Raw genomic sequence first — 15,358 nt, forward strand, 5'->3', positions numbered from 1 at the left:
GGGCAGCCTCGCGGGTTGCTCATGACCGGGCAATCTTGAATAATCACTGATTGAGAATTACTTGCAGAAGCTAATGACTCCCGTACCTGTTGGCGCTCCCCGGATCCTGGCGATAGAAGACGACCTTGTGCTCGGTGCCTATGTGCATGAGCACCTGGGACGTTGTGGTTTCCAGGTCACCTGGTGCCAGAATGGCAAGGAAGGGCTGGCGCTGGCCCGTGCCCAGGCCTTCGACGTGGTGTTGATGGACATCCTGTTGCCGGGCATGGACGGCCTGGCGGTACTGACCGACCTGCGCACCAGCGACTCGACGCCCGTGCTGCTGATGTCGGCGCTGGGTGCGGAAGCGGATCGCATCAGCGGTTTTCGCCTGGGGGCCGACGATTACCTGCCCAAGCCATTCAGCATGGCCGAATTGCGGGTGCGCATTGAAGCCATCCTGCGGCGGGTGGCCCTGGACCGCCGCCACGTGCCACCGACGCTCAACACTGAAGCCCACAGCCTGCGGTTCGACGACGAGCTGTGCGATGTGCATTTTGGCCAGCAGTGGGCTGGCCTGACCCGCAGTGAGTACCGGCTGCTGGAGACCTTGAACCGCAATGGCGACGAAGTCCTGAGCAAGGCCTTCCTTTACCAGCACGTCTTGCAACGCGGCTACGCGCCCCACGACCGCAGCCTGGACATGCACATCAGCCAGATCCGGCGCAAGCTCAAGGCCATCGGCTACAGCGAGCGCGAAGTGCGCACCGTGTGGGGCAAAGGTTACGTCTTGAGCGCCGTCGATGAAGTGGTCTGACGTTCCCGGCAAACAGTCGCTGTTCTGGAAACTGGCGTGTCTGTTGGTTGCCTTCTGCCTGCTGATGATCTGGTTGAGCTGGTCCTGGGGGCGCTACATGGAAAAGCAGGACCAGTTCCTGTCCCCCGAGGCCCGGGCCACCCTGATGAGCTACGCCGCCGAGGCCGAGCAGGCCTGGCAGCAGGGCCAGCACGCGGGCGTCGACGCCTGGCTGCTGGCCATGGGGCAGCGCGAGAAAGGCTGGGTGGGGGTCATCAGCAATGAACTGCAGTCCTTGGGCAGCCATGAACTGACCGACCCGCAAATCCAGCGCCTGACGTTCTTGCGCGAAATGGAATGGCCGATCCACAGCAAACGCCTGCCCGGGCTGCGCATTCCTTTTCCACAGGATCCGAGCGTCGGCAGCCTGGTGCTCGAATTGCCCGAGCGCTTCATGCCTGGGCGCTACCAGGTGTTCTGGCGGGTGATCACCAACGGGGTGATTCCCGGGCTGTTCACCTTGCTCCTGTGCGTGGGCCTGTACCGCTTGCTGGTGGTGCCACTGAACAACCTGCGCGAGCAGGCCAACGCCTGGCGCGCGGACCAGTTGGGTGTGCGCCTGTCGAGCCAGACCACCAACCGCAAGGATGAGCTGGGTGAACTGGGGCGCGCCTTCGATCACATGTCCGAACGCCTGCAAAGTACGGTGGCGCTGCAACAGCAGTTGTTGCGTGACCTGTCCCACGAGCTGCGCACCCCGCTGAGTCGCCTGCGGGTGGCCAGCGAAAGCGAGCAGGACCTGGCGCAACTGCGCGAACGCATCGGCCGTGAAGTCGATGGCATGCAGCGCCTGGTCGAAGACACCCTGCAACTGGCCTGGCTCGACACCGAGCGTGCGCCCCTGCCGGACGAGGCAATCCAGGTGCAGGCCCTGTGGGAAATGCTCACGGAAAACGCCTGCTACGAAAGCGCTTGGCCCAGCACCCAGCTGCAATGTGCGGTGGATGCCGAGTGTTGGGTGCGCGGCAACCTCAACACCTTGGCCCAGGCCCTGGAAAACATCCTGCGCAACGCCATCCGCCATTCGCCCCAGGGCGCCAGCGTGCGTCTCGACGGCCGTCGCGACGGCGAGTTCTGGCACCTGTGGCTGGAGGACCAGGGCGGCGGGGTGGCGGAAGCCGACCTGGAGCGGATTTTCCTGCCCTTCACCCGCCTCGATGGCTCGCGCCCCGGCAATGGCGGTTTCGGGCTGGGCTTGAGCATTGCCAGGAATGCCGTGCAACGCCAGGGCGGGCAGCTGTGGGCGCAGAACACCGGAGTGGGATTACGCCTGCACCTGCGGTTGCTGGCTCATGCGCCGGCCCCTTGATGGGGCATGGGGGCGGTGCTTATAGCTATCAGCCATAAGCACCGTACTTTGCGTGATATGGCCCGCGCACGTTTGCCGGTATGATGGGCGCCCCCGCAGTCTGGATTGCGAATACGCCATGACCTTGCAGTACCCCACTATCGCCGATTGCGTCGGCAACACCCCGTTGGTCCGTTTGCAACGCCTGCCTGGCGAGACCAGCAATACCCTGCTGCTCAAGCTCGAGGGCAATAACCCGGCGGGTTCGGTCAAGGACCGTCCGGCGTTGTCGATGATCACCCGTGCCGAACTGCGCGGGCAGATCCATGCCGGCGACACCCTGATCGAGGCGACCTCCGGCAACACCGGGATCGCCCTGGCCATGGCGGCGGCGATCAAGGGCTACAAGATGATCCTGATCATGCCCGACAACTCCAGCGCCGAGCGCAAGGCCGCCATGACGGCCTACGGTGCCGAGCTGATCCTGGTCAGCCAGGAAGAGGGCATGGAAGGCGCCCGTGACCTGGCCCAGCGCATGGAGGCCGAAGGCCGTGGCAAGGTGCTGGACCAGTTCGCCAACGGTGACAACCCCGAGGCGCACTACACCACCACCGGTCCGGAAATCTGGCGCCAGACCCAGGGCACCATTACCCACTTTGTCAGTTCCATGGGCACCACCGGGACCATCATGGGCGTTTCGCGCTACTTGAAAGAGCAGAGCGCCAGCGTGCAGATCGTCGGTTTGCAACCGATGGAAGGCTCGGCGATTCCGGGCATCCGGCGCTGGCCCCAGGAATACCTGCCGAAGATCTACCAGGCCGAGCGCGTCGATCGGATCGTCGACATGGCCCAGAGCGAAGCCGAAGACGTGACCCGTCGATTGGCCCGCGAGGAAGGCATCTTCTGTGGCGTGTCCTCGGGTGGTGCGGTGGCGGCGATGTTGCGGTTGTCGCGGGAAGTCGAAAATGCGGTGATCGTCGCGATCATCTGCGACCGGGGCGACCGTTACTTGTCGACCGGCATTTTTGATGCGCCCAACTGATGGCCAAGCAACAGAGAGGCCTGCGTTTCCAGCCCACGGGCGGCAGCAAGGCCCCGCAAATCCCGACCGGTAAAAAGCAGCGCTTGAGCATCGAGCGCTTGGCCAACGACGGTCGCGGCATCGCGTTTTTCGAAGGGCGCACCTGGTTCGTCCTCGGCGCCCTGGCTGGCGAAGAGGTCGAGGCACGGGTTCTTGGCGCCCACGGCAAAGTGGTCGAGGCCCGCACCGAACGGGTGTTTGTCGCCAATGACCTGCGCCGTCCCGCCCCCTGTGCCCACGCCGGGCGCTGCGGTGGCTGCAGCGTGCAGCATCTGCCCCATAACGAACAACTGGCCCTGAAACAGCGCATGCTCGCCGAGCAGTTGTCGAAGGTGGCAGGCGTCGAGCCTGAAGAGTGGGCCGCGCCGTTGAGCGGGCCGGAATTTGCCTACCGGCGTCGCGCCCGAGTGGCGGTGCGCTGGGATATCAAGGCGAAGAAGCTCGAAGTCGGGTTCCGCGCCGCGGGTAGCCAGGACATCGTTGGCATCGATGATTGCCCGGTGTTGGTACAACCCTTGCAGCCGATCATGAGCCGTTTGCCCGAGATGCTTCGCCGCTTGAGCAAACCCCAGGCCCTGGGGCATGTCGAATTGTTCGCCGGTTCTTCGCTGGCTGTGTTGTTGCGGCATATGGCACCGCTGTCCGAAGCCGACCTGAATATCCTCAAGCAATTCTGCGCCTTTCATGACGCCCAGTTGTGGCTGCATGGCGAAGGCGAGCCACAACCGGTGGATGCCGGCCAGGCGCTGGGCTATCGACTGGAGCGCTGGAACCTGGAGCTGGCGTACCGGCCGGGAGACTTTGTCCAGGTCAATGCCGCGGTCAACGAAGCGATGGTGGCCCAGGCCCTGGACTGGCTGCAACCGACGGCTGAGGAGCGCGTGCTGGATCTGTTCTGCGGCCTGGGCAACTTTGCCTTGCCGCTGGCCCAGCAGGTGCGCGAAGTGGTGGCCGTGGAAGGCGTGCAGACCATGGTCGAGCGCGCTGCTGCCAATGCTGCTAGCAACAATCTGCATAACGCCAGGTTTTTTCAGGCCGATTTATCCCAGCCTTTGGCTGATGCCAAATGGGCCGAGGAACGCTTTTGTGCGGTACTCTTGGACCCACCGCGTGATGGTGCTTTCGAGGTGGTGCGCACACTCGCCTCGCTCGGCGCCAAGCGCCTGGTATACGTGTCGTGCAACCCGGCAACGCTGGCGCGCGACACGGTCGAATTGATCAAACAGGGCTACCGGTTAAAACGTGCCGGGATCCTCGATATGTTTCCTCAGACGGCACATGTCGAGGCCATGGCGTTATTTGAAGCGAGCTAGGATGCTCGTCTGGTCCGACTGGACCGCCCATGCCGCCCTCGCAGCAGCCCAGCGAGGGCGCATGGGCAACGAAGGTCAGCGATTTGACGCATTGAATCTGCGTCGTAGGGAAGGTAAGCAAGATGGTACAGGTGAGAGCACACCAGCCGATCAACACCGACGGCAGTATCAATCTCGAGGCTTGGCTCGATCATGCGGTCAGTGTCGATCCGGCACTGGATCGCGAAGCCTTGAAGGAAGCCTGCGAGTTCGCTCGCCAGGCCGAACAGCAAGACAATGCGGCGAAGAATCTGTGGTCCGAAGGTACGTCGAGTTTTCGTACCGGGCTTGAGATCGCGGAAATTCTCGCCGACCTCAAGCTCGACCAGGACTCCCTGGTCGCGGCGATCCTTTACCGTGGCGTGCGCGAAGGCCAGATCCAGTTGCCCAACGTCAGCCAGCGCTTTGGCCCGGTGGTCGGCAAGCTGATCGACGGCGTCCTGCGCATGGCGGCCATCAGCGCCAGCCTGAGCCCGCGCCAGTCTATGGTGCTGGGCACCCAGGGCCAGGTGGAAAACCTGCGCAAGATGCTGGTGGCCATGGTCGATGACGTCCGTGTGGCCCTGATCAAGCTCGCCGAGCGTACCTGCGCGATCCGCGCGGTGAAAACCGCCGACGACGAAAAGCGCAACCGGGTCGCCCGGGAAGTGTTCGATATCTACGCACCGCTGGCGCATCGCCTGGGCATCGGTCATATCAAGTGGGAGCTGGAGGACCTGTCCTTCCGTTACCTGGAGCCGGACCAGTACAAGCAGATTGCCAAGTTGCTGCATGAGCGGCGCCTCGACCGCGAGCGCTTCATCAGCGACGTGATGAACCAGTTGCAGAGCGAGTTGCAGGCCACCGGTGTCGATGCCGACATCAGCGGCCGGGCCAAGCACATCTATTCGATCTGGCGCAAAATGCAGCGCAAGGGTCTGGAATTCAGCCAGATCTACGACGTGCGCGCGGTGCGCGTGCTGGTGCCGGAAATGCGCGACTGCTACACCGCGCTGGGCATCGTCCACACGCTGTGGCGGCACATTCCCAAGGAATTCGACGACTACATCGCCAACCCCAAGGAGAACGGCTACCGCTCGCTGCATACCGCGGTGATCGGTCCCGAGGGCAAGGTGCTGGAAGTGCAGATCCGCACCCACGCCATGCACGAAGAGGCCGAGTTGGGGGTCTGTGCGCACTGGAAGTACAAAGGTACCGACGTCAAGTCCGGTTCCAACCACTACGAAGAGAAAATCTCCTGGTTGCGCCAGGTGCTCGAGTGGCACGAGGAACTGGGGGATATCGGTGGCCTGGCCGAACAGTTGCGGGTCGATATCGAGCCGGACCGGGTGTACATCTTCACCCCCGACGGCCATGCCATCGACCTGCCCAAGGGCGCGACGCCGCTGGATTTTGCCTATCGCGTGCACACCGAGATCGGCCACAACTGCCGTGGCGCAAAGATCAACGGGCGCATCGTACCGCTCAACTACAGCCTGCAGACCGGTGAACAGGTCGAGATCATCACCAGCAAGCACGGCACCCCGAGCCGCGACTGGCTGAACCCGAACCTGGGCTACATCACCACCTCGCGGGCCCGGGCCAAGATTGTCCACTGGTTCAAGTTGCAGGCCCGCGACCAGAACGTCGCAGCGGGCAGGACCTTGCTCGAGCGCGAGCTCAGTCGCCTTGGCTTGCCCCAGGTGGATTTCGAGAAGCTGGCCGACAAGGCCAACATGAAAACCGCCGAGGACATGTTCGCAGCCTTGGGCGCGGGCGATCTGCGCCTGGCCCAACTGGTCAACCTGGCGCAGCAACTGGTGGAGCCGGAACGCGGCAACGAACAGTTGGAACTGATCCCGCGCAAGGCCACCGGCTACAAGCCTGGCAAGCGCGGCGACATTCAGATCCAGGGCGTGGGCAACCTGATGACGCAGATGGCCGGCTGCTGCCAGCCATTGCCGGGCGACGCGATCGTCGGTTACATCACCCAGGGCCGCGGTGTCAGCATTCACCGCCAGGACTGTGCTTCGGTGCTGCAACTGGGTGGGCGCGAACCCGAGCGGATCATCCAGGTCAGCTGGGGCCCGGTGCCGGTGCTGACCTATCCGGTGGACATCATCATCCGTGCCTACGACCGATCCGGTCTGCTGCGTGACGTCTCGCAAGTGCTGCTCAACGAGCGGATCAACGTGCTGGCGGTCAACACCCGCTCGAACAAAGAGGACAACACGGCGTTGATGTCCCTGACCATCGAGATTCCGGGGTTGGACGCTTTGGGGCGGCTGCTGGGGCGGATTTCCCAGTTGCCGAACATCATTGAGACCCGGCGTAACCGCACCCCGTGAAACGGTGGGCGCGAGCCTGCTGGCGATGACGATTTACCAGATACACCGTCATCGCCAGCAGGCTCGCTCCCCCAGGGTCCAGTAGAGTTTGATCAATGTATTCACTTGAAGACCTGCTCCACCTCATGGCCCGTCTGCGCGACCCGCAGTACGGCTGTCCGTGGGATATCAAGCAAACCTACGCCAGCATCGTCCCGCACACCCTGGAGGAGGCCTACGAAGTGGCTGACGCCATCGAGCGCGGCGACTTTGATCACTTGCAGGGTGAGTTGGGCGACTTGCTGTTCCAGGTGGTGTACTACAGCCAGTTGGCCCGGGAGGAGGGGCGTTTCGAATTCGCCGGCGTCATCGACAGCATCACCCGCAAGCTGATTCGCCGGCATCCCCACGTGTTCCCCACCGGCGAGCTGTACGCGCCGCTGGATGTCCCGCGTCTTGACGAGGAACAGGTCAAGCAGCGCTGGGAGCAGATCAAGGCCGAAGAACGGGCCGAGCAGTCTCAGGCGCCCGAGCAGTTGTCCTTGCTCGATGATGTGCCCAGTGCTCTGCCGGCATTGTCCCGTTCGGCCAAGTTGCAAAAACGTGCCGGGCAGGTGGGGTTCGATTGGCCGCACGCGTTGCCCGTGCTCGACAAGGTGCGTGAAGAACTCGATGAAGTGCTTGAGGCCATGGCCGATAACGACAAGGCGGCGATCAGTGACGAGATCGGCGACCTGTTGTTTTCCGTGGTCAATCTGGCGCGGCACCTCAAGGTCGACCCGGAAACCGCGCTGCGCGGGGCCAATGCCAAGTTTGAGCGACGTTTCCGATTTATCGAACAGGCATTGCGCGACACCCACCGACCCATGGAAAATTGCACCCTCGAAGAGTTGGACGCCTTGTGGGGCGAAGCCAAACGTCAGGAAAAGAATTTGCCCAGCTGCGGTTGAGCAGTTGCCTAAGTGAGTAAGCACATGAGCATTTCCCTTCGCGACCAGTTGCTCAAAGCAGGGCTGGTCAACCAAAAGCAGGCCAAGCAGGTCGGCAAAGAAAAACAGAAGCAACAACGCCTGGCCCACAAAGGCCAGATCGAGCTCGACGACAGCCAGCAGCGCCTGGCGCAGGAAGCCATGGCCGAGAAGGTCAAGCGCGACCAGGAGCTCAACCGCCAGCAGCAGGAGAAGGCCGAGCAGAAGGCCCGCGCCGCGCAGATCAAGCAACTGATCGAAGTCTCGCGCCTGCCCAAGCTCAACACCGAGGACTACTACAACTTCGTTGACGACAAGAAGGTCAAGCGTCTGTCGGTCAACACCCTGATGCGCAACAAGCTCAGCAGCGGTTCCCTAGCCATCGTGCACCACGCCGGCGGCTACGAAGTAATCCCGCGTGAGGCGGCACTGAAGATCCAGGAGCGCGATCCGCAGCGCATCGTGCAGATGAACGTGCAGACCGAAGAGGTCAATGCCGAGGACGATCCGTACGCGGCCTATCAGATTCCTGATGATCTGATGTGGTAATACGTTGACCGCGTCACCCACGACAAACCCCGCTCATGGCGGGGTTTGTCGTTTTCGAGACTGAGATTACGCGCGACGCGCTTCGCGTTGCTGTTCCTGTGTTTCCAGTTCCAGACGATAGCTGTGGGCGTCGCTTTCAGAGTGAAACATCCCCACCAGCAAGTCTTGTTGATGCACATCCCAGATGCGGATACCGGCGGCTACGCCTTCGTGGGACATGTGTGAATCGTCGCGTTCTGTCACTTTAACGGTCATCGGCTAGCTCCAATCCTGATTGATCTGCAGCAAGGCGTGTGCAGGCCTTTGTTATAGGGTTTGATAGCTTGCTAAGTAAATCGGCAGAATCGGTAACGGTCTGTTGCAGGAATTGAGAAAATCCTGCAGCCCGCGCAGGGCGTGACATTCAGTTGCAGGCGGGAAAGTTTCATGACAGAAGTTTCATGAGCGAAGTGTCGCCTGGCACAGAGATCCCATGCTGTCAGGCACGGGGTTTTTCTTTATGGGCTTCTTAACGTGAGCATTGATTTATTAAGGCGCCAAGATAAACTGCGCCTTATGAATATTCTTGAAAGTAAGCACCACGTCATGCTCAGCGAGCTTGCGCATGCTGCGCCTGAACAAAGGGACAGCGTAAAACTGTGCTTTGAGCTGCTGTCGGCGGCGACCGCCATCAACCGAGCCTGTGCTGTCAGGCTGGCCCGGCACAGCCTTTCGGAAGGGCGTTTCGTCATCTTGTTGACCCTCAAACAAGCCGGGGGGCGCTTGTCTCCGTTGGAGTTGGCGACTCGGTTGTCGATCACCACTGGAACAGTCACCGGACTGCTCGACGGTTTGCAGCGCGATGGTTTTATCAAGCGCAAGCCGGATCCGGTGGACCGCCGCAAGCTGATCATCCTGCTCACGGCCCCAGGCCGGGAAGTGGTGGATGAGGCGTTTACCGCACACACCGAATGGATCACTGCAATCGTCCAGGGCTTGAGCCAGGAACTGCGCGACACATTGTCTGAAGCGATTCACGCTATTTCGGCAAGCCAGGCTTTGGCTGCCGAAGGGCAGGCTCAAGGATCGTAATCGTTCCTGAAGTCACTCGGTCGATACCCATCTTCCCCGTCAATGCGAAAGGAGCAACACATGTCACTCAAGGAAAAACTGCGAGCCGCCAAGGCGCAAATGGCGCTACAACTGCCAGCCCAGGTCTCACACGTGTTCGCGGCATCGTTGCAGGGGTTGATCGATAAGCAACTGGCTGACAAAGCGCTCACCGTCAATGACAAGGCGCCTTTGGCGGTGCTCAAGGACAGTGACGGGCAGGCCGTGGATCTGCGCCAGTTGCTGGATGCCGGGCCGTTGGTGCTGGTGTTCTATCGAGGGCTGTGGTGTCCCTTCTGCAATCTGGCGCTGAACGCCTATCAACAGATTGCAGGTGATCTGGCCGAGCGCGGAGCGACGCTGGTTGCCGTGTCTGCCCAGACGCCGGAGTATTCCCTGAAGACGCGCGAAGCCTTGGGTATCAAGTACCTGTTGCTGAGCGATCATGAGAATCAGTTGGCCCGCCAATACGGAATCGTATTCACACTGGAAGATGAGCTTGCCCAGGTGTACCGATCATTGGGTGCCGACCTGCAGGACTTCAATGGATCCAGCGCGCTCACGCTGCCCATGGCCAGTGCATTTGTCATCACACAGGATGGCTTGATCAGCCACGCGTTCATCAACGTCGACTATTCCGAGCGCGTAGAACCGCTGGCGTTGCTGGATGCCGTATCGAGCCACAGTGGTGCGTAAAGCGGATCGCCTGTTTCAGCTCGTCAATCTGATTCGTGTTCATCAACCCATTTCAGCGGATCGGTTGGCGAGCCGCATTGGCGTATCCGTTCGTTCAATCTATCGCTACATCGACGACCTCTCTCTCAGTGGTATTCCCATCTATGGAACCGCTGGCGTCGGTTATGCCCTGGATGCCGACTATGAGATGCCCGCGCTGACCTTGACCCGGCTTGAGTTGAACGCACTGATGCTGGGCGTGGAAATGCTGACAGCCAGCGCCGATAACGATCTGGGGGCAGCGGCCAGGACGCTCTTGAGCAAAGTCTCTGCAACTATCGTGCATCACCAGATCGAGCCCGGCCTGGCGAAAGTCAGGGCGCTGGGCGCTGTACCACCTGCAACGCGCCGACATCTCGCAACCTTGCGCAAGGCCATTGAGGGTACGCAGGCGTTGTCGATGACGTACACCCGACTGGATGGAGTGGTATCTCACCGAGTGGTATTTGCGCTCGGCCTGTTCTATTGGGGAGGAAAATGGACGGTTGGCTGTTGGTGTTGTGCTCGGGAGGGTTACCGAGATTTTCGGGTTGATCGCATAACGGCTCTTGCCGCTTCCCAGCAGCCCTTGCCTGACAAGGCTGCCTTTGATTTGCAGGCGTACATGAGGCATCAGGCCAATCAGTGGAAGTTGCTCACGGCAACTGACACGACGCTGTCAGTATGAGGTGCTGATAATCATGGCTCCCTTACATATAGAAGAGCCTATCGATGCTGCCCTTATCTCATGTGCTAGAGCTGGCGATTTTCAAAGTGAAACCGCAGTACGTTGCCCAAGTGCCACGGCTTCGCGCCGCGCTTCGCGAAACATTGAAGAGTTTCCCAGGCTTGATCGAGTACCGTGCCTACTGCCCCATGGGTGATGATCGGGTCTTCGCGGACCTGGCAACCTGGAGCAGTCTTGAACACGCGCAAAAAGTGGCGCTGGCTTTTAGTGGTGGTGATCCGCGGTTTTGCGAGTACATGGAGGCCATTGAAGAGCTCTCGTTCATGAGCCACCTGGCTCCGGAGGCGAACTGACCCTCTAACGTCCTTCGCTGGACTGCTTCCCGGCCGTGACCATTGCATGGGCATGGTTGCATCAGTAATGCGATGAGCAAGAACAATCGACTTGGGTTCAAGTAGGAGAGTTCTTGCTTTGGGCTTTTATGGGGAGGGGCGAGAAATGATGAGGTGGATGGGCGCAGGACAACCCTGCGCGATCCGTGGGGCCCCGTGATTGAGAGGCCATTTTTTGAACGTAAAAAAAGCCCCGCTTTCGCGAGGCTTTTGGGTGTTTCCAGGCTTAGCTGCCCTTGACCGGTTTGCCGTTGACGGTGCCGTCCAGGAGCATGATGTTGTACTCCTTGCCGTCGGTTTCGACCTGTTGCAGGCGAACCAGCAGGTAGTCCCAGTCCTTGGCGAACCACATCACGGTGATGCGTTTGCTTTGTGTCGGGTCGCGTACGCGCTCCACCTTGATCGCGTCGATCTGGCCGGCCTTGGTGTCGACTTTCTCGGAGCCCAGGACGCGGAAGTCGTAGGTATCGACTTCGCCGTCATCGACCACCTGGTAGCTCATGCTCTTCTTGCCGGCGGCAACATCGTGCTGCAGGGCGAGCTGGTAGGTGGATTTGTCGACCATGCCGCGGTTGAGCGGGATCTTGACCGGGTCACCGCGATCGGTGCCGGTGACCATCTTGGTGGTCCAGTCGAAATCCAGGTCAGCCTTCTTGGCCTTGCCCAGGCCGCCACGCTCGAAGTGATACGACTGCGGCAGCAGGGTGTCCTTGTCGAGTGTCAGGGTGCTTTCTTCGGTCAGGCTGGCAATCATCATGGAGGCCTTGAAGCTGAGCTTCCAGGCGCCATTGGCTTGTTTGGCCAGGCTGCGTTCGGCGGTGCCGCTCATCGGCAGCTGTTTCCAGTCGGCGGTGTAGCTGGCGGAGAACGGTTGAAGGTCTGCAGCCTGCGCGAGTGGCAGGGCGAACAGAGCGCAAGCGAAGAGCAGGGCGCGACGCATAATATCTCCTAGTTACGAATCAAGTGACCGCTGGCCTCGAGCAACTGGCCATCCAGTAAAGCACCTTCTTCGCCAAGGCTCAGGCGGCCCTCGGCAAACCAGCGAACAGCCATCGGATAAATCTGGTGCTCGCGCACATGTACGCGTTGCGCCAGACTTTGCGGCGAATCATGCAACTCTACCGGTATTACTGCCTGTACGACCAGTGGGCCGCCGTCGAGTTCCTCGGTAACGAAGTGCACGCTGCATCCGTGTTCAGTGTCGCCGGCCTCCAGTGCTCGCTGATGAGTATGTAACCCTTTGTATTTGGGTAGCAGCGAAGGGTGGATATTGAGCAGGCGGCCCTGATAGTGGCGCACGAAATCCGCGCTGAGAATGCGCATGAAACCGGCCAGTACCACCAGCTTGGGTTGGAATGCATCGATCAGTTCGATCAAGGCGGCATCGAAGGCCTCGCGGCCTTCGAACGCCTTGTGATCCAGGGTGCGGGTGTCGATACCCGCGTCCCTGGCGCGCTGAAGGCCGTAGGCATCGGCGCGGTTCGAGATCACGGCGCGGATGCGGACAGGGTTGTCCGCATGCTGTGCGTCGTCGATCAAGGCCTGCAAGTTACTGCCGGTGCCGGACAACAGCACCACCACATCACAGGTCTTGGACATCAATGAGCCTTGAGGTTCTTCAGTTCAACCTGGGCCGCGCCTTCGGCAGCGGTGGAGATCTGACCGATGACCCAAGGCTGCTCGCCGGCTTCACGCAGCACGTTCAGCGCGGTTTCAACGTGCTCTTGAGCGACGCAGATGACCATGCCCACGCCGCAGTTCAGCACGCGGTGCATTTCGTTTTCGTCGACGTTGCCTTGCTCTTGCAGCCAGTCGAACACGGCAGGACGGGTCCAGCTCGCAACGTCAACCACGGCTTGAGCGCCTTTAGGCAGAACGCGTGGGATGTTGTCCAGCAGGCCACCACCGGTGATGTGGGCCATGGCTTTTACGGCGCCGGTGTCCTTGATCAGCTTGAGCAGCGGCTTGACGTAGATGCGGGTCGGGGCCATCAGCAGGTCGGTCAGCGGCTTGCCGTCGAGCTCGATGTTCTCGATATCGGCACCGGAGACTTCGATGATCTTGCGGATCAGCGAGTAGCCGTTGGAGTGCGGGCCGGACGAAGGCAGGGCGAGCAGGGCGTCGCCGGCGGCCACTTTCGAGCCGTCGATGATCTCGGCTTTCTCGACCACGCCGACGCAGAAGCCAGCCAGGTCGTAGTCTTCGCCTTCGTACATGCCAGGCATTTCAGCGGTTTCGCCGCCGACCAGGGAGCAGCCGGACAGTTCGCAGCCAGCGCCGATGCCAGTGACCACCTGGGTGGCGGTTTCGACGTTGAGCTTGCCGGTGGCGTAGTAGTCCAGGAAGAACAGCGGTTCGGCGCCGCATACCACCAGGTCGTTAACGCACATGGCCACCAGGTCGATGCCGATGCTGTCGTGCTTGTTCAGGTTCAGTGCCAGGCGCAGTTTGGTGCCAACACCGTCGGTGCCGGAAACCAGTACAGGCTGCTTGTAGCCGGCCGGGATTTCGCAGAGGGCGCCGAAACCGCCCAGGCCGCCCATGACTTCCGGGCGCGCAGTGCGCTTGGCGACGCTCTTGATGCGTTCGACCAATGCTTCACCGGCGTCGATGTCTACACCGGCGTCCTTGTAGCTCAGGGAGGGTTGCTTGCTCATGATCCAGGCCTTTAGGGGGGATTCAGGGGTAACGACCGAGTCTGGCGGGAAGGCTGAAAGCGTCCTGGCGGGAGTGCCGCGCAAAACATTTCAGAGCTCCCGGCCATTGCCGGTCTGCGAAGGCGCGCGATTTTATCAGGCTTGAGGGGCAGCGGCCATCCTCGGGCCGACGGGCAGGGGCATATCGGCAAAAAAAAGCAAAAAATGCCGGCGCTGGTGACCTCGCGCGTCGCTGTATAAGGTAGAGCCGTTTACCGTCTATGGTTATGACGGAGTCAAAACTTCCAGTGATCGCGTGAATATTTTGCCGGGGCGTGTGGTCACAGCCCTGTTCAAGTTGATTCATGCGGTGTGTTCCAGCCGCTCTCTGTCGTCGGGAATCTTCCATGCGTCTGTGTAAATTGCTGTTTGCCGGTGTGTTGTCAGTGCTCAGCCTGGCCAGTCAGGCCCAAACCGTCAAAGGTCTCTATCAGGTGCGCGAGCCGGTCAGTAACCAGACCCCGCAAGAGCGCGACCAGGCCACCCAGCGCGCGCTCGATACCCTGGTGTTGCGCCTGACCGGAGATCCCAAGGCCCTGCAAAGCCCCGGCCTGGCCGCCCTGCGCAAGGATCCGCAACAAATCATCAGTCAGTACGGCTACGATGCCGGGCCGCCGGAAAGCCTGCAGGTCGAATTCGACCCGGCGAGCACCGATCGCGCGTTGCGCCAGGCCGGGTTGGCTTTGTGGGGCGCCAATCGGCCATCGATCCTGGGGTGGTGGCTCAACGACTCCACCGAAGGTTCGAACCTGGTGGGCGACGGCCAGTCCAGTGCCGAGCCCTTGCGCCGTGCGGCCCAGCATCGTGGGTTACCCTTGCGCCTGCCACTGGCCGACCTGAGCGAGCAACTGGTCGCCACCGCGCCCAATCTGGAAGGTAACGATTCCACCCCGTTGCGCAGTGCCTCCGAGCGATACGGCGCCGATGGCCTGCTGGCGGTGCATGCGCGTGAAGAGGGCGGTTCATGGCAGGCCAAGTGGCATCTGTGGCTGGGAGACCAGCATGAGCAGGGCAGCGTGCAGGGGGCGGACAGTGCTGCGGTCGCCGACGCGGTGTTGCTGGCCGTGAGTGAGCGCCTGGCGCCGCGCTTTGCTTCCAAGCCGGGGGCGTCCGGCGAGCAGTTGCTTGAGGTGCAGGGCATGAACCTTGAGCGTTATGCCGCGCTGGGGCGCTTGCTGGAGCCCTTTGGTGCTCGCTTGCAGCGGGTGGTGGGTGACCGGATCGTGTATCGGGTCAATGGCAGCAGCGAGCAACTGCGTGCCCAGTTGAGCCTGGCCAAGTTGCAAGAGGTGCCCGTAACGGCGCCCGCGCCACTGCCGCCAGGCGCCGAGGGCACGCCTGCGGCTGTGGCGGCGGCACCCAAGGCGCAATTGAGTTTTCGCTGGTAGTTTTTCTTTTCC

Annotated in this window: 16 protein-coding genes; 12 read left to right on the top strand and 4 right to left on the bottom strand. The window is 61.4% G+C overall.

The annotated features are described in order from the left end of the window. Positions 1 to 73: 73 nt before the first annotated feature. From Q1W70_RS17190 to Q1W70_RS17220, 7 genes are all read left to right on the top strand, one after another. Positions 74 to 796 carry a response regulator transcription factor gene (locus Q1W70_RS17190; RefSeq protein ID WP_166589117.1) on the top strand — a complete coding sequence of 241 codons (723 nt, stop codon included), beginning with the start codon at positions 74 to 76 and terminating at the stop codon, positions 794 to 796. Further along, complete coding sequence (locus tag Q1W70_RS17195) at positions 783 to 2,144, top strand: sensor histidine kinase (protein ID WP_302097644.1); 1,362 nt, start codon at positions 783 to 785, stop codon at positions 2,142 to 2,144. The genes Q1W70_RS17190 and Q1W70_RS17195 overlap by 14 nt, the downstream gene beginning before the upstream one ends. 118 nt (positions 2,145 to 2,262) lie before the next feature. Beyond that, positions 2,263 to 3,165 (top strand): cysteine synthase CysM, encoded by a 903-nt coding sequence (cysM, locus tag Q1W70_RS17200; protein WP_166589115.1) that lies wholly within the window; start codon positions 2,263 to 2,265, stop codon positions 3,163 to 3,165. Continuing rightward, on the top strand, positions 3,165 to 4,517 hold the full coding sequence (rlmD, locus tag Q1W70_RS17205; RefSeq protein ID WP_166589114.1) for a 23S rRNA (uracil(1939)-C(5))-methyltransferase RlmD: 1,353 nt from the start codon (positions 3,165 to 3,167) through the stop codon (positions 4,515 to 4,517). Before cysM ends, rlmD begins: the two co-directional genes overlap by 1 nt. A gap of 122 nt (positions 4,518 to 4,639) precedes the next feature. Then, positions 4,640 to 6,883, top strand: a complete 2,244-nt coding sequence (relA, locus tag Q1W70_RS17210; protein ID WP_166589113.1) for a GTP diphosphokinase — start codon at positions 4,640 to 4,642, stop codon at positions 6,881 to 6,883. 95 nt (positions 6,884 to 6,978) lie between these two features. Further along, positions 6,979 to 7,812 (top strand): nucleoside triphosphate pyrophosphohydrolase, encoded by an 834-nt coding sequence (gene mazG / locus Q1W70_RS17215; protein ID WP_166589112.1) that lies wholly within the window; start codon positions 6,979 to 6,981, stop codon positions 7,810 to 7,812. Positions 7,813 to 7,836: 24 nt separating this feature from the next. Continuing rightward, entirely contained in the window at positions 7,837 to 8,379 is a 543-nt protein-coding gene (locus Q1W70_RS17220; RefSeq protein WP_166589111.1) for a DUF2058 domain-containing protein, read from the top strand. Between the two features lie 66 nt (positions 8,380 to 8,445). Here Q1W70_RS17220 and Q1W70_RS17225 read toward each other — a convergent pair whose 3' ends face one another. After that, a complete protein-coding gene (locus tag Q1W70_RS17225) occupies positions 8,446 to 8,634 on the bottom strand; it encodes a hypothetical protein (protein WP_166589110.1) in 189 nt (62 codons plus the stop codon). 258 nt (positions 8,635 to 8,892) lie between these two features. Here Q1W70_RS17225 and Q1W70_RS17230 point away from each other — a divergent pair, with 258 nt between their 5' ends. From Q1W70_RS17230 to Q1W70_RS17245, 4 genes are read left to right on the top strand one after another with little or no spacing between them, the layout of a single operon-like run. Then, complete coding sequence (locus Q1W70_RS17230) at positions 8,893 to 9,450, top strand: MarR family winged helix-turn-helix transcriptional regulator (protein WP_178117360.1); 558 nt, start codon at positions 8,893 to 8,895, stop codon at positions 9,448 to 9,450. A gap of 60 nt (positions 9,451 to 9,510) precedes the next feature. Then, positions 9,511 to 10,164, top strand: a complete 654-nt coding sequence (locus Q1W70_RS17235; protein WP_185818753.1) for a peroxiredoxin-like family protein — start codon at positions 9,511 to 9,513, stop codon at positions 10,162 to 10,164. Further along, entirely contained in the window at positions 10,136 to 10,870 is a 735-nt protein-coding gene (locus tag Q1W70_RS17240) for a helix-turn-helix transcriptional regulator (protein ID WP_206684665.1), read from the top strand. Before Q1W70_RS17235 ends, Q1W70_RS17240 begins: the two co-directional genes overlap by 29 nt. A gap of 44 nt (positions 10,871 to 10,914) precedes the next feature. Continuing rightward, on the top strand, positions 10,915 to 11,223 hold the full coding sequence (locus Q1W70_RS17245) for an antibiotic biosynthesis monooxygenase family protein (protein ID WP_166589108.1): 309 nt from the start codon (positions 10,915 to 10,917) through the stop codon (positions 11,221 to 11,223). 265 nt (positions 11,224 to 11,488) lie between these two features. On the opposite strand, the gene Q1W70_RS17250 is transcribed toward Q1W70_RS17245, so the two are convergent. Genes Q1W70_RS17250 through purM form a run of 3 tightly spaced genes read right to left on the bottom strand, consistent with a single transcriptional unit; the run spans position 11,489 to position 13,919 of the window. Then, on the bottom strand, positions 11,489 to 12,202 hold the full coding sequence (locus Q1W70_RS17250) for a DUF3108 domain-containing protein (RefSeq protein ID WP_166589107.1): 714 nt from the start codon (positions 12,200 to 12,202) through the stop codon (positions 11,489 to 11,491). A gap of 8 nt (positions 12,203 to 12,210) precedes the next feature. Further along, complete coding sequence (gene purN, locus Q1W70_RS17255) at positions 12,211 to 12,861, bottom strand: phosphoribosylglycinamide formyltransferase (RefSeq protein ID WP_182341863.1); 651 nt, start codon at positions 12,859 to 12,861, stop codon at positions 12,211 to 12,213. Further along, on the bottom strand, positions 12,861 to 13,919 hold the full coding sequence (gene purM, locus Q1W70_RS17260) for a phosphoribosylformylglycinamidine cyclo-ligase (RefSeq protein ID WP_095170344.1): 1,059 nt from the start codon (positions 13,917 to 13,919) through the stop codon (positions 12,861 to 12,863). The genes purN and purM overlap by 1 nt, the downstream gene beginning before the upstream one ends. A gap of 386 nt (positions 13,920 to 14,305) precedes the next feature. Here purM and Q1W70_RS17265 point away from each other — a divergent pair, with 386 nt between their 5' ends. Next, positions 14,306 to 15,346 (top strand): DUF2066 domain-containing protein, encoded by a 1,041-nt coding sequence (locus Q1W70_RS17265; RefSeq protein WP_178117359.1) that lies wholly within the window; start codon positions 14,306 to 14,308, stop codon positions 15,344 to 15,346. Positions 15,347 to 15,358: the final 12 nt, after the last annotated feature.

The sequence above is a fragment of the Pseudomonas kielensis genome (genome assembly GCF_030505375.1).
Classification (GTDB): Bacteria; Pseudomonadota; Gammaproteobacteria; order Pseudomonadales; family Pseudomonadaceae; genus Aquipseudomonas; species Aquipseudomonas kielensis.